This is a genomic window from Streptomyces sp. CNT360, from assembly GCF_000424785.1.
This window is the reverse complement of sequence record NZ_KE384247.1, coordinates 1-16,362: the sequence shown is the minus strand read 5'-3', so window position 1 is coordinate 16,362 and position 16,362 is coordinate 1. Positions and strand designations below refer to the sequence as shown.

Sequence of the window (16,362 nt, the reverse complement as noted above, 5' to 3'; positions counted from 1 at the left end):
CAGCAGACGCCGCCCCCTCGCACGCCCACCCCACCAAGCACGCGCAGCAGACGCCGCCCCCTCGCACGCCCACCCCACCAAGCACGCGCAGCAGGCGCCGCCGCCGCGCAGCAGGCATCCTCGGTGGTATGGACGACAGCGACGGGACCGGCCACGGGAGCGGCCAGCGGCACCAGCACGGGCACCCGCCCCAGATCCACAGCACCGAGGCGGCAGCGGAGGTGCTGTCCGCGCTGGCCGAGCGGCGCGGGCTGCCGGTGAGCGTGGAGCACGCCATCGGTGCGGACGTCTCGTCGCGGCGTACGGCGGCCGGGGCGTTCGCCGTCACCGACGAGGACGGCTCCCTTCCGCACGAGGCGCTGGTGGAGATCCCCGCGACCGACGGCCCCGACGGCACCCCCGCCACCCCGAGGATCACCGTCCAGCTCTTCGAGGAGGGGGACGCGCACCTCACCCTCGACGGCGTGACCTTCCACGATCTGCCCCGGGAGGCCACCCCCGCCTTCCTGGAGGCCGTCCTCGACAAGCGTGCCCACCTGCGCAGGACGTGGTATCCGCCGTTCTGCAGGCTGGTGGTGTCGCTGGACGACGAACTGTCCTACAAGGAGGTCGTACCGCTGGGCTACGGCGGACTGTCCCGGTGGCTGAACTCCCTCCGGGCGCCGTAGGTTCCGACCGGCCCCGACTGGCCCCCTCGCCCAGGGGCCACCAGCCCGCTCGCGGCCACTCCTCCCCGAACACGGGTCGCTCCAGCCCGGACAGGGTTCGCCGCGCCCACGGATCACCGCAGCCCGAACACCCGGGCGGCGTTGTCGTGGCAGACGGCGCGTAGCCAGGCCGTACCGAGTCCGGTCCGCTGCTCCATCGCCTCCAGGGCGTGGGCGTAGGAGTAGGGGATGTTGGGGAAGTCGGTGCCCAGCAGGACGCGGTCGCCGAGCGCGGCCAGGCGGGGCAGTGCGGCGGCCGGGAACGGGGAGTCGGTCTCGACGAAGTCGGTGAAGACCATCGTCGTGTCCAGCAGCAGGTCCGGGTAGCGCTCGGCCAGGTCGAGGAAGTCCGCGTAGTCCGGCATGCCCAGGTGGGCGACGACCAGCCGCAGCCGGGGATGGCGGGCGAGCACGGCACCGACGGGTCCGGGTCCCGTGTACGCGGCGGGGACCGGCCCCGAACCGCAGTGCGTGACGACCGGGACGCGGGCCTCGGCCAGCACCCCCCACACCTCGTCCAGCAGCGGGTCGCGCGGGTCGAAATCGCCCACCTGGATGTGGCACTTGAAGACCCGGGCGCCCTGGTCGAGGGCGCGGCGCACGTCGTCGGCGGCACCGGGCTCGGCGTGGAACGTGGCCGAGTGCAGACAGTCGGGCGTACGGGCGGCGAACTCGGCCGACCAGTCGTTGAGGGAGCGGGCCATGCCCGGCTTGTGCGGGTAGAACAGGGACGTGAACGCGCGGACGCCGAAGCCGCGCAGGAGCGCCAGTCGCCGCTGCTCCGCCTCGCGGTAGGTGACCGGCCACCGGCGCCCCACCAGGGGGCCCGCCGCGTCGAAGTACGCCCACACCTTGGCCAGCAGCCGTTCCGGCATGAAGTGGGTGTGGACGTCGATCAGGGACGTGACGCCGATGCGGGAACGGAAGGCCGCCACCCGCGCCCGCTCCTCGGCCGCGCCCGGGCCCGCGGTCCCGGACATCGCTCCGTCCGCTGTCCCGGGCATCGGTGCCTCCCCGGCCCCGGGCTCCGCTCCGGCCACGGTCCGGGGTTCCGCTCCGGCCGTCTCCGCGTCCGCCCCATCACTCTCCATCGGGCCACCCTAGGACCGCCGCGTACAGGCTGGAACAGCCGCATGGCCGACGGCCGCCACAGCAGCCGGGGCCGCCCAGGCCGCGACGACCGCCGAGGCACCCTCGCCTGCAAGCACCAGCACTGTGTTTGATACACATCATGTGTACGGTGCACAACAGCCGCCGCAGGCGGAGCGCTGTGGAACGCGGCCGACGGCCGCACCGGCAGCAGCGCCCCCGACGAGGAGGAACGACATGCCCCGACCCCGCACCCCCGCCGGCCCGGCCGCCGACGGCGCCGCCCACGACGCTTCCCACGGCTCCTCCCCAAGCCCTGCATCGAGCCCTGCATCGAGCCCTGCGTCCGGCTCCGCGGACGGTCTTCCGGAGCCCGGTTTCGATCCGGCCGCCCTCCGGGCCCGCTACCGCGCCGAACGCGACCGGCGGATCCGCCCGGAGGGCAGCAAGCAGTACCAGCGCGTCACCGGCCGGTTCGGGTACTACGACGAGGACCCGTACGCCGCGCCCGCCCCGCCCAGAAAGCCGCTGCGCGACCGGGTCGAAGTGGCGGTGGTGGGCGGCGGTTTCGGCGGTCTGCTGGCCGGGGCACGGCTACGGCAGGCGGGGGTGGAGTCGATCCGGGTGATCGAGAAGGGCGGGGACTTCGGCGGCACCTGGTACTGGAACCGGTACCCGGGCATCCACTGCGACATCGAGTCGTACATCTACCTGCCGCTGCTGGAGGAGGTCGGCTACGTCCCCCGGTGGAAGTACGCGCCGGGCGCGGAGATCCGACAGCACGCGCAGGAGATCGGCCGGATCTTCGGCCTGTATCCGGACGCCCTCTTCCAGACCCGGGTGACCGAACTGCGGTGGGACCAGGACGCCTCGGAGTGGCTCGTGGCCACCGACCGCGGCGATCTCGTGCGGGCGCGGTACGTGGTGACCGCCAGCGGCACGCTCAGCGAGGCGAAGCTGCCCGGGATCCCGGGGATCGAGACCTTCACCGGGCACACGTTCCACACCAGCCGCTGGGACTACGCCTACACCGGCGGCGACGCCACGGGGAACCTGCACGGGCTGCGGGACAAGCGCGTCGCCCTGATCGGTACGGGTGCGACGGCCGTCCAGTGCGTGCCGCACCTCGGCGCGGACGCCGAGCACCTGTACGTCTTCCAGCGCACGCCCTCCTCGGTCGACGTCCGCGGCAACCGTCCCACCGATCCCGAGTGGGCCGCCTCCCTCTCCCCCGGCTGGCAGCGGCGCCGCAGGGACAACTTCCTCACCCTGGTCACCGGCGGCCGCACGGACGAGGACCTGGTGGACGACGGCTGGACCAGCAGCGCCCGCCTGCACCAGAAGCTCATTCCGAGCGACAGCTACCGCGACCTGTCCGCCGAGGAGCGCGAACGCGCCTACGAGCTGGCCGACTTCCAGAAGATGAACGAGATCCGGGCGCGCGTCGAGGCGATCGTCGAGGACCCGGAGACGGCCGAGAAGCTCAAGCCCTGGTACCGGTACATGTGCAAGCGTCCCACCTTCAGCGACAGCTACCTTGAGACCTTCAACCGGCCCGACGTCACGCTGGTGGACACGGCCGACACCCACGGCGTGGAGCGGATCACCGAGACAGCGGTCGTGGTGGGCGACACCGCCTACGAGGTCGACTGCATCATCTTCGGGACGGGCTTCGAGGTCGGTGTCTCGGGCGTCACCTCCGGGCGGCTGCCGGTGTACGGGCGCGGCGGCGTCACGCTGTCCGAGGCGTGGCGGGCGGGGCCCCGCACGCTGCACGGCTTCTACAGCCACGGCTTCCCCAATCTCTTCCAGCTCGGGCCGTTGCAGAACGCCAGCAGCGTCAACTTCGTCCACGTCCTCGACGAGCAGGCCACGCATGTGGCCGCCGTCGTCGGCGAGGCGCGCGAGCGCCGGGCCCGCCAGGTGGAGCCCACTCCCGAGGCGGAGTCCGCCTGGGTCGCGACGATCCGCGAGAAGGCCGCCGACCTGTACGACTTCCACGCGGAGTGCACCCCCGGCTACTACAACAACGAGGGCAGTCCCAGGAAGCGCAGCGAGTCCTACGGGGACGGGCCGATCGCCTTCCACGGCCTGCTCAGGGACTGGCGGGCGAACGGGGGCATGGACGAGGTCCTGGCCCCTGCCGCGGGGCGCGGGGCAGAGCACGCCGAGGGCGGGTGCGGCGATGCCTGACACATCTGGCGCCTGTGGCGCTCCCGGTTTCTCCGCCGTACCCGGCTCATCCGACGCACTCGGCGCACCCCGCACGCCCGGCTCCCCGCGCACCGCCCGGCACGGAATCCGGACGCGTCGCGGCGTCCACAGGCTCAACCCGCCCAGCCCGCTGTGGGGTTCGAACGGGGTGGCGTTCGGGCCCGACGGCAGGCTGTACGCCGCGCAGTTCCTGTCGGGCATGATCAGCGCGGTGGATCCCGCCACCGGGGACGTGGAGACGGTGGTGCCGATGGACGGCCCGGTCCAGTCCCCCGACGACCTCGCCTTCGCCGCGGACGGGTCGATGTACATCACCGACCTGGTCCCCGGCCGGGTGTGGCGGCGCAGCCCGCTGGGGGAGTACACCCTGGTGTGCGACCAGGTGGAGGTGCCCAACGGCATCACCTGTGTCGGCGAGCGGCTGTTCGTCAACGAGATGAAGCGGGACGGCCGGCTGCTGGAGCTCTTTCCCGGCAGCGACGCCCCGCCCCGGGTGCTGACCGCGGGGCTCGCCCTGGGCAACGCGATGCAACGGGGCCCCGACGGCCATCTGTACTACCCGCACATGGTGACCGGTCAGGTCTGGCGCATCCCGATGGACTGCGGGGATCCCGAACTGGTCGCGCAGGACGTGCCCGAGCCCGTCGCGGTGCGCTTCGACCAAGGCGGCGTACTGCTGGTGCTCTCCCGCGGCTCGGCCGGGCTCGTGACCCGCATCGACCTGCACGGCAGCGGTGCGCGGACGGTCGTCACCAGTGGGCTGGCCGGGCTCGACAACGCCGCGTTCGACGCGGAGAACAGGATGTACGTCTCCAGCTACGCCGGCGGCGGCATCACCGAACTGCACCCGGACGGACGGTCCCGCCCGCTCGTGCCCCGCGGCCTCGCCGGTCCCTTCGGGGTGACCGTCGACCTCGCGGGGACGGTGTACACCGCCGACCACTACCGCGTGGCCGGGCCCGGACAGCGCGCGGCGGACGGCGCGGAAGAGGTGACCACCCATCTGCTGCGGCCGTTCGCCCACGGCATCAGCGCGGCGGACGGGCTGCTCCATCTGGCCTCGCAGTACGGCGAGATCACCACCTACGATCCCACGCGCGGCACCACCCGCGTACGCGCGCGCGGTCTGCGACGGCCCACCGGCATCGTCGCGCTGTCCGGCGGCGGCCTGATCGTCGCCGAGACCGACGCGGGCCGGGTGGTCGCGCTGGCCGAGGACGACACCAGCACCGTGCTCGCCGAGGGGCTCGACCGCCCGGTGGACGTGACGCTCGACTCCGAGGGGCACTGCTACGTGAGCGACGAGGTACGCGGGCAGGTGCTCAGGATCGGGTACGGGAACGGGGCCGAAGACGGGGCCCCGGCCGTCGTCGCGGACGGGCTCGACGCTCCGCAAGGGCTGGCGGTCCTGGGCGGCGAGTTGTTCGCCGTGGAGGCCGGTGCCCGGCGGCTGTGTGCCGTGTCGCTCACCACGGGGGAACGCCGGACCGAGGCCGAGGACCTGCCGGTCGGGCCGCCTCCCGGGGCCGGGCCCCGCGCCGCCCCCGCCCTCTTCACCCACGGCATGCCGGGCCTGCCGCGGTCCTTCGCGGGCCTGGCCGCGGCACCCGACGGCTCGCTGCTCCTCTCAGCCGACGGGGAGGGCACCGTTCTGCGGCTGTCGCCCCGCTCCTCCACGAACGGGACCACCGGTTCCGACGAACCGGCCGCAACCGACAAGGACGACGTATGACGGAGAACAGCGGGACCGCGCGCACCGTGGTGGTGACCGGGGCCGCCTCGGGTATCGGCCGGGCGGCGGCCGTACGGTTCGCGGCGGACGGCGCCCGGGTCGTGGTCGCGGACCTGGACCACGCCGGCGCGGAGCAGGTCGTGGGCGGGATCAGGCAGACCGGCGGCACCGCCCTCGCCGTCACCGGCGACCTGAGCGAGCAGCACGTGGTGGACGCCGTCGTCGAGCGGGCCGTCGCGGCCTTCGGCGGCATCGACGTCCTGGTGAACAACGCCGGGGTCATGGACCGGATGTCGGCGCTGGGCGAGACCGACGACACGGAGTGGGAGCGTGTCCTGCGCATCAACCTGACGGCGCCCTTCCTGCTGACCCGCGCCGTGCTGCCGCACATGCTCGCCGCCGGGCGCGGCTCGGTCCTCTTCACCGCGTCGGAGGCCGGGCTGCGCGGCGGTGCGGCCGGTGCCGCCTACACCGCCGCCAAGCACGGTGTCACCGGCCTGGTCAAGAACCTGGCCGTGATGTACCGGAAGCAGGGCATCCGGGCCAACGCCGTCGCCCCCGGCCCCACCAGCACCGGCATCCAGGTGGACGCGGTGCCGGGGGCGCACGGGCCCGCCCTGATAGGCGGGTTGATCGGGGCGAACATCGGCCGGATGGGCACCGCGGAGGAACAGGCCGCCGCCCTCGTCTTCCTGGCCTCGGACGAGGCCGCGTTCGTCAACGGTGCCGTCCTGCCGGTCGACGACGGCTGGGCCGCCGTCTGACCGGCCGGGTCGCCCCCGGCGGAGCGCCCTACTCCTGCCGGTGCGCCGGGCACTCGCACGGTGGGTAGGTCCCCGGGCTGAAACCGCCCGGCGGGCCGAGCCACGGCCCCTTCTCCACGACGGTGACCGACCGCACCGGCACGTGGCGGCCGGTGTCGGCCGCCACCCGGTAGACCCGGAGCGTCATTCTGTGCGCCTCCCGCACGGCGGGCGGCTCCTCGCTCACGCCCGCTCCCTGATCCACCGTGCCAGCGCGAAGACGGTGTCCGCGGACGCGCCGCCCAGTTCCACATGCGGCCTGCCCATCACGGGGAAGCCACCCATCACCGAGGGCAGCTTGCACCCTGCGAGGGCCAACGCCTCGGCCAGCTCCTGGGCCGCCCTGCACCCGATGGCCAGCGCGTCCTGCGGGTTCGACTCTGTATCCATGCCTCTACGGTGACCCCGATCGCGCCCCACGGGAAGTGATCACCCACTCACAGAGAGCACTTGTGGGATTACGCGGACAGCGTTTGGACGAACCTGCCAATCTGACTCGTAAGAGCCATCCCCACCCCCCTGGACCGCACATGAGCGATACCGACGTCACTTCGGCCGAGACCTCCCCGCTGGTCAGCGGCTTCGGCAAACAGCTCCGCAAGGTCCGGGAGCACCGTGGGTTCTCCCGGGAGAAGCTGGGACAGCTCACCGGCTTCTCCGCCTCCACCATCGGCGCCTTCGAACGCGGCGAACGCATCCCCGACGAGCGGGCGGCCTCCGCCCTCGACGCCGCCCTCAACGCTCATCAGGCTCTCGCCTGCGTCGGCAAGGACCTGGAGAGGGAGCAGTATCCGAAAAAGTTCGACGAGTGGTTCCGCCTGGAAGCCAGCGCGATCAGTCTGCGGACGTACGACACCCAGGCCGTGAACGGGCTCCTCCAGACGGAGCGGTACGCCAGGGCCGTGTTTCAGGCATGGGCACCGCACTTCACTAAGCAGAGGATCGAGGACCTCGTCGAAGAGCGCCTTGCCCGGCAGACGCTCCTCGCCCGTGAGCCCTTGGCGTCCCTCTGTTTCGTACTGGACGAAGCCGTCCTGCACCGCACAACTGGCAACTCAGACGTCATGCGAGAACAACTCGGGCACCTGCTGAGCCTGAGCGACCTTCACCACGTGCGGGTGCTGGCCCTGCCCTTCGACTCCCAGCCAGTGCCGACCGATGGCCCAATGACCTTGCTGGAGACGCCCGAACACCGTGTCTTTGGCTACGTTGAAGCTCAGGGGCAGAGTTCCTTGATCGCGGACAAAGAAACAGTCAGCGCGTGGCATCAGCGCTTTGGCATGATCCAGGTGAACGCCCTGCGGCCTGCGGACTCCGCGCGCCTCATCCAACGCCGTCTGGAGGAACTGTGAGCAGCGAACTCACCTGGTGCAAGTCGAGCTACAGCAGTGGGTCGGGTGGCCAGTGTCTCGAAGTCGCGCTCCAGTGGCGCAAGTCCACACACAGCGACGGCGGAGGGGGGCAGTGCGTGGAGGTCGCGACCTGTCCCCGCGTCATCCACGTACGCGATTCGAAGAACGGCGCCGCCGGGCCCACCCTCACCCTCCCCGCGGACGCGTGGAGCGTCTTCATCGGTCAGGTGGGCCGGTAGGACCGGAAAACCCTCCCCTTCACAAGGGAGCCCTGTGAAGGGGAGGGTCGCGGTCGCGGCACACACCTCGCGGACCGCAGCCGTCAAAGCGTCAGCTTTCGGCCCGCCACGACAGGGGCTCCTTGGTGAAGCCCCTGGACAGTTCGACGGCCTTGGCCCGCTGCCCCTCCGGGACGAGGAAGGCGGTGCAGATCTTCGTGGACTGCCCCGGGCTGAGCTTCTTGTCGGTGTCGGTGGCCGGGCAGTTGGGCCACTTCGCGTCACCCATGAGGACGATCAGGGCGCGGGTGCGGTCGCCCTTGTCCGTCTTCACGACCAGATCGTCGTCCATGTCGCCGAGCTCCATGGGCTTGCCGCTCTTGTGGGAGAGCGTCGACCAGACGTAGACGGGGATCTTGGGGCCCTCGTCCTTGTCCTTCTCCAGGCCGGAGCCGTCCATGTCGGCCTTGGTACCCGTCTGCACCTTGGTGGGGGTGACGGTGTACTTGGCGCCCTTGGACGACTGCTCGTCGCTCGTCTGGTCCGGGCTGGTCTCCCCGAGCCGGTAGCTGGTCTTCTCCTCGGTGGAGCCGGAGCCGCCTGACGAAGAGGACGACGAGTGGTCCTTCGAGCTGGACTTGTGGTGGCCCTTCCCCGAGTTGCACCCGGTCAGTGCCAGGGCCAGCACCAGTGCGCCGGCCGTCACCGGCACCGCGCGCGTCCACGTACGCATGTGTTCCTCACTTTCCCCGTTGAAGTCCCCGTCGGACTCGTCGGCCCGGATGAACGTTCGCCACGGTCACGTCGACGGCTGGACGCGGGCACGTCAAAAACATGCCGCGGCAGCCCTGCGACCGGGGGGTTCATCAGGCGCCTGATCTTGCCAGAGGCATGTCACGACGAGGCGCGCAGGGCTCGACAGTGACGGAACCGTTGCCACGGATGTCATGACGGGTGCGCCCCGGGGACGGCAGGGGCGGTCACAGGCCCGGGGCACCCCAGACCGGGAACCAGCGGCCCAGGTCCTCCTCCACCGGCAGATCGTTCGCCAGCAGCCCGCTCACCTGGAGCTCCAACGGGTTGTCCCGCTTCTCGGCACCGCCGGGAACGGGAGCGAACGGATAGAAGGTGCCCCGCTTGTAGAGGTAGATCAGCGCAAGGGACCGCGCTCCCTTCCCCTTCCCCTCCCCCTCTCCCTCCCGGAACCCGACGGTCGAGCAGAGCAGCTGCGGGCCGAACCCGCCCTCCGCCAGCAGCGTGTTGACCGCGTGCAGGTCGTTGACGAGAGCCGCCAGGTCGTCGGCGGGGTGGCGGGCGGTCAGCCAGGTGTAACCGTAGGAGTCCCGTTCGAACTCGACGGGGATGCCGCCGCGCCCCGTGTCCGCGTCCAGCAGCTCCCGCACCTCGCCCTGCAACCTGGTGAAGGCGGCCCCCTCGACGCTGGCGAAGCACACCGCCCCGGTGCCCGTCGGCAGGAAGGCCGTACCCGCCTGGAGCGTCAGTGCGGCGGAAGGCAGCGCGAAGAGCTGGTCGAGATCCGGCCGCTTGGGCTTGCTGCGGCCCAGCAGCGCGTCCCAGAAACCCATGGCCGTCACTGCCCCAGCTGCGCGGAGATGCGGCGGAGCTGTTCGAGCCGCTTGTCCAGCGAGGGGTGCGAGGACAGCAGCGTGGCCAGGCTCTCGCCGGAGAACGCGGGCACGAAGAAGAACGCGTTGTACGGCTCGGCCCTGCGCAGGTCCCGGGTGGGGATCCGGGCCATGTCACCACTGATCTTGGTGAGGGCGGAGGCCAGCGTGGAGGGCCGGCCGGTCAACAGCGCCCCGGCACGGTCCGCCGACAGCTCCCGGTACCGGGACAGCAGACGGGTCAGCAGGAAGCTGACGATGTAGACCACCGCGCTGACCAGCGGAACGATCAGGATGAGCAGCCCCGCCGGGTTGTTGTTCTGGCTGGCGCTGCGGCCCAGATTGCTCCACAGGGCCACCCGGGTCATGATCCCGGCCAGCACGCCCAGGAACGAGGCGATCGTCATGACGGCGACATCGCGGTGCGCGACATGCGACAGCTCGTGCGACAGCACCCCCTCCAGCTCGTCCCGCTCCAGGCGGCGCAGCAGCCCCGTGGTGGCGCACACCATCGCGTTCCGCTGATTACGGCCCGTGGCGAACGCATTGGGCACGTCGCTCTCGGCAACGGCCACCCGCGGCTTGGGCATGTCGGCCAGCGCACAGAGCCTGTCGACCGCGCCGTGCAGCTCGGGCGCCTGCCGCGGGGTGACCTCGCGGGCGCCCATGCTGAACGCGGCGATCCGGTCGCTGAACCAGAACTGGGCGACGAACAGCGCGCCCGCGATCACCAGCACCAGCGGCCAGGCCTTCCCCAGCGCCACCACCAGCACGCCGACAAGGACGACGTAGAGCAGGCCGATGAAGAACATCGTGGTGGCCATCCGGGTGGTCAGGCCACGGTCGGCGACATAGCGCGAACGACGGGCCATGACAGCCGCTCCTTCCCCTGAGCGCGGGGCCCTTCCCGGACCCCGGAGCACGAGCCCTCGGACCGGTACCGTCACCGTCGGTGCCCCGCGCCCACCGGCAGCCCGGCGCACGAGAGGGGCACCCCCGCATGAGGGCTCTCTTCCGATTGTGCTCCGGTGCTCCGCCACACGCCCCCTCGTGCGCCCGGCGTGCATCCCCGCCTTCACCCCGTGCTGCCGTGTGCTCTCATTTGTGCGCCGCCTCGCACGCATGTTCAGGCATATGCGCGAAGATGGGTGCTGTGACGCACCCGCCTGAACACCTCGCCCCGAAGAGCCCGCGCCCCCCGTCCGACGGAGCGCGGCCCGCCCCGCGCCTGATCGCCACCGACCTGGACGGCACCCTGCTGCGGAACGACAAGACGGTCTCCCCCCGCACCGTCGCCGCACTGGCCGCCGCCGAGGCCGCCGGTGTCGAGGTCTTCTTCGTCACCGGGCGGCCCGCCCGCTGGATGGGCATCGTCAGCGAACACGTCCACGGCCACGGGCTCGCCATCTGCGCCAACGGCGCCGCCGTCGTCGACCTGCACGCCGGCCGCCGCGTCGTGCGCGTACGCGAGCTCACCCGCCCCGACGCCGTCGGCGTCGTCGAGACGCTGCGCTCCGTGGCCCCCGGGGTCACCTTCGCCGTCGAGCGCGCCCAGGGCATCCACTACGAGCCCCACTACCCGCACTTCCCCGGCGACCCCGGTGCCTCCTACGCCCCCGTCGAAGAGCTCCTCACCGACAGCCGCGAGGGCCACTTCGCCGAGCCCGTCATCAAACTGCTCGCCCACCACCCCACGATGGACCCCGACGAGTTCCTCGCCCTGGGCCGCAAGACCGCCGGCGCCCACGCCGAGTTCACCCGCTCCAGCCCCAGCGCCCTCCTGGAGATCTCCGGACCCGGCGTCAGCAAGGCCAGCACCCTTGCGCTGGCCTGCGAGGAGCGCGGCATCCCCCGCGAACAGGTCGTCGCCTTCGGCGACATGCCCAACGACCTCGCCATGCTGAGCTGGGCCGGCACCTCCTACGCCATGGCCAACGCCCACCCCGACGTCCTCATGTGCACCACCCACACCACCTCCACCAACGAGGACGACGGCGTCGCCAAGGTGATCGAAACCTTGTTGTAGCGCACAGCCGGAAGGCATCGCCGACGTCCTTGGCCTCCAACCGGTAATGCCTTCGTCTCCCGGGGCCCCGCCCCGTCAACCATTGCGCCCCATGACCCATGGGATTAGCGTGGTCACCGACTGTCATGATCAGGACGGGTGGGGTGGGCGGGGGAGCGCCCGCCTCACACACTCCAGGAGGGGGACATGGAGCCCAGTGAAGAGGCTGTCCGAGTGCATCTCGCAGGAACACAAGGCGACACCAGCGGGGGAAACCGGCCGGGCGGTCACATCCCCCCGGAGACCGACCTGGTCCACTCGGAAGCAAAGAAGCGCGCAGCAGCCCATCACATCTCGCAAACACTCGGCCCAGCCACCAGTAGGGCCGGCAACAAGGCGGACGAGAGCAACGAGACAGCGGTGGGCAACCCCTCCAGCCCCACCACCTACAGCGGCAAGCTACAGGGTTGGGAAGTCTACGCGGGCATGCGCCATCGCATGAACAAGTGGAACGACCACCACAAGAATCTCATGAACCGCCTGAAGGCGGAGCGGGAAACACTCCTGGACACCAACAAGCTTTTCGGGCAACAGGACATACGGACCTCCCAAGGCTTCGACTCACTGCATCCGAAGCCGACTCCGAAGAGCAAACTAGACGACTTCTGAGCCCTGGGAGGGGGAGCGGATGCCGGTCACGTATGAAGAAATCATTCACACAGACCTGGGATGCCTGAAGACTGCGTCGACAGCATGGAAAGAAATGGGTGATAAATTCAACACCCTGCATGACGATTACCGGGACCACGTCAAAGCAGCAGTGCGAGCCGACACGTGGAATGGCGAGTCAGCGGTCTCCTACGGGAACCAAGCCAACCTCACCCTGCAAGAGTACACCGGGGCTCGCGACGAAGCCCACGCGGTAGCAGGGTTGCTGGAAGACGCCCACCAGATCCTCAAAAAATGCAAAGAGCATGTGGAAAATGAGCGAGATGCGGCCCGCAAAGCCTGCATGATCGTGTCGTCCAACGGCCGCTGCACCATGGATCTTGAAAAGGTGCGTGAGAAGAAGGGAGAAAAGCGGGCGGAAGGCTATCGGCGGGACCACGTGGCACGGCAAGAGACCGAAGATGCGTGGACAGAACGTATCAACGAGGCCGTCAAGGCCACACAACGGGCCGACCATAACATCAAGCTCGCCCTCCTGACCGATCCTCGCGACCAGAAGGGCGTCCCCGGCGGATTCAACAGTGCCCTGAAGGGCGATGTAGGGGAGACCAACGCCGCCCGGGCCGGAGACCTGCTGAAGGATGTCCGCGACGGCCACAAGCCCTCGCCCGCGCACGCGCGGGAGCTCAAATTCCTGATGCAGGAGAACGGTAAGGATGTGGAGTTCAGCCGCACCCTGATCAACTCCGTCGGCGGTCCCGACGGCCTCATCCGGGCCCACAACGAACTCGACGACATCAGTCATTCCGGCGACAAAAAGCACAACAAAAGCTACCTTACATTGGACAAAGGCCTGGCAACTGTACTGGCCACCGCCACCCGCGACCCGAGATCAGACTTCTACGACAAATTCCGTAAGGACATGAAGAAGGCAGGTCTGAAGAAGTACGACCTGGACCTCGCAGCGGAGAAGATCACCACCGGAACCGGTCACAACCAGCAGGTGCGGGGCTACCAGAGCCTGGTCTCCCTGATGAAGCAGGGCGGTGAATACGACAAGGACTTCCTACAGGACACAGCCGACGATATCCGCAGAGCCGAGGACAGGAGTCAGGGCGGCAACCCTGACGTATGGGATCTTCGCGGTGACTTCGGGAAGAGTGACGGACGGTTCGCCCATGACCCGCTCGACGGGATCCTGGAGGTCATGTCCAGGAACCCCGAAGCATCCACGGAATACCTCGATCCGAAACCGGACAACGATCCGCACGACAGGGACGACAACCTCGAATACCTCGCCAAAAAGCGCGACTGGAAGCTTGTCGACCACAGCAGATGGCAGGGCAACGTCGAGATAACCGGGCAGGACAGCGAGGAGACCGACGCCTGGAAAGGCCTCGCCCTGGCCATCGAGGCGGGCGCCACGGGTGAGCGCCCCCTCGGGGAGGGCGACCATCCCCGGACCGGCGCTCAGCACTCGGCAGCCGAGGCCCGTGTTCTGGACGGCTCCCTCATTTATCTGGACCCGAAGGAAAACGGCGACCCGCTCCCCAAGTCCATGCACAACCCCTTGGCCAATGCGCTTGCGGACTATGCACATGACACCCACAGGACGCTGGATCCGACAAACTCGGTCCGGGACAACCTCGGAGTGTACGGCTCGGAGGGTGACGCACACCTCTCTGCCAGCCCTGACCGGCTCATCCGTGTCATGCGGGGAGTCAGTGACTCCCCCGAGGCGTTCACGGTGCTGCACCAGGCCGAGCGCGAGCAGATCAGGGAAGATGTCCTCTCTCTTCCCGAGAACGCGAAAAAGAAGGACATCGACCAGGCCATGTCCCACGCCGGTCGCAGCATGGGAACGTTCGAAGCGATAAGGCAGGATCACACCCTGGACCTGCGCGATCAAAAACTCAGCGACGCCGACTGGAACCAGCAGGTCAAGTACAACGTCATCGCAGGCACCTTGGCTCCGATCCCCAACGTCGCAGACATACCGACTCGTGCGGCGTATTTCTGGACCTGGGAGGAAGCCAAGGACACGAAGACGGCGGCCACGAACGAGGCTGCAGCGGAGATGACCCGGCAGTGGCTCTCGTCGGACACCCAGGTTCGTCACATGGTGGACGATTGGGCGAAGACTCGTGGTATGGATCCCGACGACGCCACGGCGAGCAACCTCAAGGGTGACGTTCTGCAAGAACGCGATTCGGGCCGCCGCGAAGCCAGAAGGGCCCTGGGTAGGGAAGAATGAAGTTCGGAAAGAAGCACGGGGTTCTTCTCGGTGTCGGCTCCCTCGTCGTTGCCACCGGTGTCTGGACAGGCATCCGAGTCACTCACGACGACTTCCGACCTCTGTGTGACGGTGCAGTGGAGAAGCAGGCGCTCCAGGAAGGGCTCGGTAGAGAGAAAGTCAAAGCGGCGAAGTTCGACGACCTCGATTCCATCAGCTCCGTGGGCCGCCTCGCGGAATGCAGCGCGTGGGCGTCCGACAGCAGCGCGACGATGACGGTCAACATCGGCACGCAGAAGGCGGCACCCCGCATCCTGGCCCAGGCAGTGCACGACGACCTGGATTCTCGCGTGGTATCCGGCCCAGTTGGTTCGCGCTGGCCGGGGGTCTACACCATGGAGAACCCGACCCACGCCTCGGTGACCGTCGCCTTGGGCTGCCGAGCGAAGCGCCCTTCTCGTCTTCTGGTGAACGTCCAGGAGCAACTGACCCAACGCGAGACCTCATTCCAGGACAGCAGCGAGCGCACTCATCTCGCACGTGCTGCTGCCATCGTCTCCCGCAAAGCCTCCACGATCTGGAAGTGCGGGGCCGACAGACCGCCGAAGATCCGCTCCGTGGAGACCTCTCCACGCCTCAAGACACCAAAGCCCGTGAACCGAGCCGCCGGCACGTGTCACGCACTGAGGAAACTGGCTTCCGTGGCCAAACAGCACGGAATCACCCAGGCATCCGGCGCTGCGTCCTCATCCGAGGCCCCGTCCGAGGACTGTCTCCTGTTCGATGCCAAGGGCAAAGAGAGGTACCGGCTCTCTGCGCTCCATGACACCTTCGCACGTGGCTTTCGTGAGTCCGGTGACGCCAACCCGGAGATCAGCGGCACATCGGGGAAGCGCGGCCAAGGCAGTGCGGACTGGCCCTGGGCCTGGGCGAGTGCCGCATGTCCCGGGAACGTGAGCCGCTCACTGTTCGCTGTGACCAGTTCTCCCAAACTGGACAACGACGGGAAACCCCTGAAGGGAGGCCGGGCCTTCGAGAAGTCGGTTCTGGCCGCTTTCGCCACCGAGAGCGCCGAGCAGCACGACTGCGGACAGCCCGAACTACCCCATTGACCAGGGCGAAGGCACGGTCCGTGGTGGCGGCCACAACGTAGGGGGTCAGGCCGTCGCCGCTGCTCGGGCCAGAAGGGCTGCTACCCCGGCCCCATCCTGGCCAGGAACACGTCTTCTGTGGCCGTCAGTTCGCGAACCAGCGCAGTGAACGAAGATTTCCGGCCTGCCAAGAGGGCCTCACCCACTGCGCCACCGCTCGCCGGGCCTCTTCGCTTCGTCTTCTGTGCACGGGCAGCGATCGGGTGGTGACGCTTGCTACGGTCAGGCTCACGACAGTCACCTGACGTACTGGAGCCCGTTGTGCGACTCTCCCGCCCCACCGTCTCGTTGGCCGCCGTCGGCGCCGCCTCGGCCCTGTTGCTCGCCGCGTGCGGGGGTGGGGGTGACGGCGGGAAGGACGACAAGATCGACGGTGCCAAGGGCTCGGCGGAGTCCTCCGCGAGCCCTCGTGAGAGCGGTTCGGCCGCCAAGAAGGACGGTGCCGATTTCCGTACCTCCGACATCGAGTTGCCCGACGATGTCGAGCTCGTCTTCGACTGGCACCAGCCCTCCGACCCCGACAAGGCCGCCGCCTTGGACGGCGCCGCGGACTATATGAGGGCG

At 69.3% G+C, this 16,362-nt stretch carries 16 protein-coding genes and 1 pseudogene; 11 read left to right on the top strand and 6 right to left on the bottom strand.

Translation table 11 applies throughout. From position 1 onward, the window contains the following. The coding region (locus tag H297_RS0131930) for a hypothetical protein (protein ID WP_486589758.1) at positions 1-668 on the top strand (668 nt) is incomplete at its 5' end. Positions 669-781: 113 nt separating this feature from the next. On the opposite strand, the gene H297_RS0131925 is transcribed toward H297_RS0131930, so the two are convergent. Then, positions 782-1,711, bottom strand: a complete 930-nt coding sequence (locus H297_RS0131925; RefSeq protein ID WP_106959746.1) for an amidohydrolase family protein — start codon at positions 1,709-1,711, stop codon at positions 782-784. 322 nt (positions 1,712-2,033) lie between these two features. Between H297_RS0131925 and H297_RS39660 the strand changes: the two genes are divergently transcribed. From H297_RS39660 to H297_RS0131910, 3 genes are read left to right on the top strand one after another with little or no spacing between them, the layout of a single operon-like run. Continuing rightward, positions 2,034-3,989 (top strand): flavin-containing monooxygenase, encoded by a 1,956-nt coding sequence (locus H297_RS39660; protein WP_078514932.1) that lies wholly within the window; start codon positions 2,034-2,036, stop codon positions 3,987-3,989. Next, positions 3,982-5,742, top strand: a complete 1,761-nt coding sequence (locus H297_RS39655; protein WP_486589757.1) for a hypothetical protein — start codon at positions 3,982-3,984, stop codon at positions 5,740-5,742. Before H297_RS39660 ends, H297_RS39655 begins: the two co-directional genes overlap by 8 nt. Then, a complete protein-coding gene (locus tag H297_RS0131910) occupies positions 5,739-6,506 on the top strand; it encodes an SDR family NAD(P)-dependent oxidoreductase (protein WP_027740356.1) in 768 nt (255 codons plus the stop codon). The genes H297_RS39655 and H297_RS0131910 overlap by 4 nt, the downstream gene beginning before the upstream one ends. 28 nt (positions 6,507-6,534) lie before the next feature. Here H297_RS0131910 and H297_RS0131905 read toward each other — a convergent pair whose 3' ends face one another. Beyond that, the gene (locus tag H297_RS0131905) at positions 6,535-6,732 is read right to left on the bottom strand and encodes a hypothetical protein (protein ID WP_027740355.1); all 198 of its coding nucleotides are present in this window, start codon (positions 6,730-6,732) and stop codon (positions 6,535-6,537) included. After that, entirely contained in the window at positions 6,729-6,935 is a 207-nt protein-coding gene (locus H297_RS0131900) for a hypothetical protein (RefSeq protein WP_027740354.1), read from the bottom strand. The genes H297_RS0131905 and H297_RS0131900 overlap by 4 nt, the downstream gene beginning before the upstream one ends. Positions 6,936-7,075: 140 nt before the next feature. Between H297_RS0131900 and H297_RS0131895 the strand changes: the two genes are divergently transcribed. Beyond that, positions 7,076-7,897, top strand: a complete 822-nt coding sequence (locus tag H297_RS0131895) for a Scr1 family TA system antitoxin-like transcriptional regulator (RefSeq protein ID WP_027740353.1) — start codon at positions 7,076-7,078, stop codon at positions 7,895-7,897. Then, positions 7,894-8,136: a DUF397 domain-containing protein gene (locus H297_RS0131890; RefSeq protein ID WP_027740352.1), complete on the top strand. Its 243-nt coding sequence runs from the start codon at positions 7,894-7,896 to the stop codon at positions 8,134-8,136. Before H297_RS0131895 ends, H297_RS0131890 begins: the two co-directional genes overlap by 4 nt. Before the next feature lie 91 nt (positions 8,137-8,227). On the opposite strand, the gene H297_RS0131885 is transcribed toward H297_RS0131890, so the two are convergent. The 3 genes from H297_RS0131885 to htpX form a co-directional block, all read right to left on the bottom strand. Continuing rightward, positions 8,228-8,848, bottom strand: coding sequence for a hypothetical protein (locus tag H297_RS0131885; RefSeq protein WP_027740351.1), 621 nt, complete (start codon positions 8,846-8,848; stop codon positions 8,228-8,230). Between the two features lie 247 nt (positions 8,849-9,095). Beyond that, entirely contained in the window at positions 9,096-9,701 is a 606-nt protein-coding gene (gene pspAB / locus H297_RS0131880) for a PspA-associated protein PspAB (protein WP_027740350.1), read from the bottom strand. Positions 9,702-9,706: 5 nt separating this feature from the next. Continuing rightward, positions 9,707-10,612 (bottom strand): zinc metalloprotease HtpX, encoded by a 906-nt coding sequence (gene htpX / locus H297_RS0131875; protein ID WP_027740349.1) that lies wholly within the window; start codon positions 10,610-10,612, stop codon positions 9,707-9,709. 272 nt (positions 10,613-10,884) lie between these two features. On the opposite strand from htpX, the gene H297_RS0131865 reads away from it, so the two are divergent. The 5 genes and pseudogenes from H297_RS0131865 to H297_RS0131845 form a co-directional block, all read left to right on the top strand. Beyond that, positions 10,885-11,766: a Cof-type HAD-IIB family hydrolase gene (locus H297_RS0131865; protein WP_027740348.1), complete on the top strand. Its 882-nt coding sequence runs from the start codon at positions 10,885-10,887 to the stop codon at positions 11,764-11,766. A gap of 186 nt (positions 11,767-11,952) precedes the next feature. Further along, positions 11,953-12,414: a hypothetical protein gene (locus H297_RS43500; RefSeq protein WP_158693786.1), complete on the top strand. Its 462-nt coding sequence runs from the start codon at positions 11,953-11,955 to the stop codon at positions 12,412-12,414. 19 nt (positions 12,415-12,433) lie between these two features. Continuing rightward, complete coding sequence (locus H297_RS40655) at positions 12,434-14,668, top strand: DUF6571 family protein (RefSeq protein WP_158693785.1); 2,235 nt, start codon at positions 12,434-12,436, stop codon at positions 14,666-14,668. Then, the gene (locus H297_RS0131850) at positions 14,665-15,759 is read left to right on the top strand and encodes a hypothetical protein (RefSeq protein WP_027740346.1); all 1,095 of its coding nucleotides are present in this window, start codon (positions 14,665-14,667) and stop codon (positions 15,757-15,759) included. The genes H297_RS40655 and H297_RS0131850 overlap by 4 nt, the downstream gene beginning before the upstream one ends. 300 nt (positions 15,760-16,059) lie before the next feature. Further along, positions 16,060-16,362: pseudogene (locus H297_RS0131845) on the top strand (hypothetical protein); the annotation flags it as partial.

Bases quoted from the DNA above. Each gene is read 5' to 3' on its own strand.
- H297_RS0131885 (WP_027740351.1), bottom strand. From the start codon at position 8,848: ATGCGTACGTGGACGCGCGCGGTGCCGGTGACGGCCGGCGCACTGGTG.
- H297_RS0131925 (WP_106959746.1), bottom strand. From the start codon at position 1,711: ATGCCCGGGACAGCGGACGGAGCGATGTCCGGGACCGCGGGCCCGGGC.
- H297_RS0131850 (WP_027740346.1), top strand. From the start codon at position 14,665: ATGAAGTTCGGAAAGAAGCACGGGGTTCTTCTCGGTGTCGGCTCCCTC.
- H297_RS0131910 (WP_027740356.1), top strand. From the start codon at position 5,739: ATGACGGAGAACAGCGGGACCGCGCGCACCGTGGTGGTGACCGGGGCC.
- H297_RS40655 (WP_158693785.1), top strand. From the start codon at position 12,434: ATGCCGGTCACGTATGAAGAAATCATTCACACAGACCTGGGATGCCTG.
- pspAB (WP_027740350.1), bottom strand. From the start codon at position 9,701: ATGGGTTTCTGGGACGCGCTGCTGGGCCGCAGCAAGCCCAAGCGGCCG.
- H297_RS0131865 (WP_027740348.1), top strand. From the start codon at position 10,885: ATGGGTGCTGTGACGCACCCGCCTGAACACCTCGCCCCGAAGAGCCCG.
- H297_RS43500 (WP_158693786.1), top strand. From the start codon at position 11,953: ATGGAGCCCAGTGAAGAGGCTGTCCGAGTGCATCTCGCAGGAACACAA.
- H297_RS0131900 (WP_027740354.1), bottom strand. From the start codon at position 6,935: ATGGATACAGAGTCGAACCCGCAGGACGCGCTGGCCATCGGGTGCAGG.
- htpX (WP_027740349.1), bottom strand. From the start codon at position 10,612: ATGGCCCGTCGTTCGCGCTATGTCGCCGACCGTGGCCTGACCACCCGG.
- H297_RS39660 (WP_078514932.1), top strand. From the start codon at position 2,034: ATGCCCCGACCCCGCACCCCCGCCGGCCCGGCCGCCGACGGCGCCGCC.
- H297_RS39655 (WP_486589757.1), top strand. From the start codon at position 3,982: ATGCCTGACACATCTGGCGCCTGTGGCGCTCCCGGTTTCTCCGCCGTA.
- H297_RS0131895 (WP_027740353.1), top strand. From the start codon at position 7,076: ATGAGCGATACCGACGTCACTTCGGCCGAGACCTCCCCGCTGGTCAGC.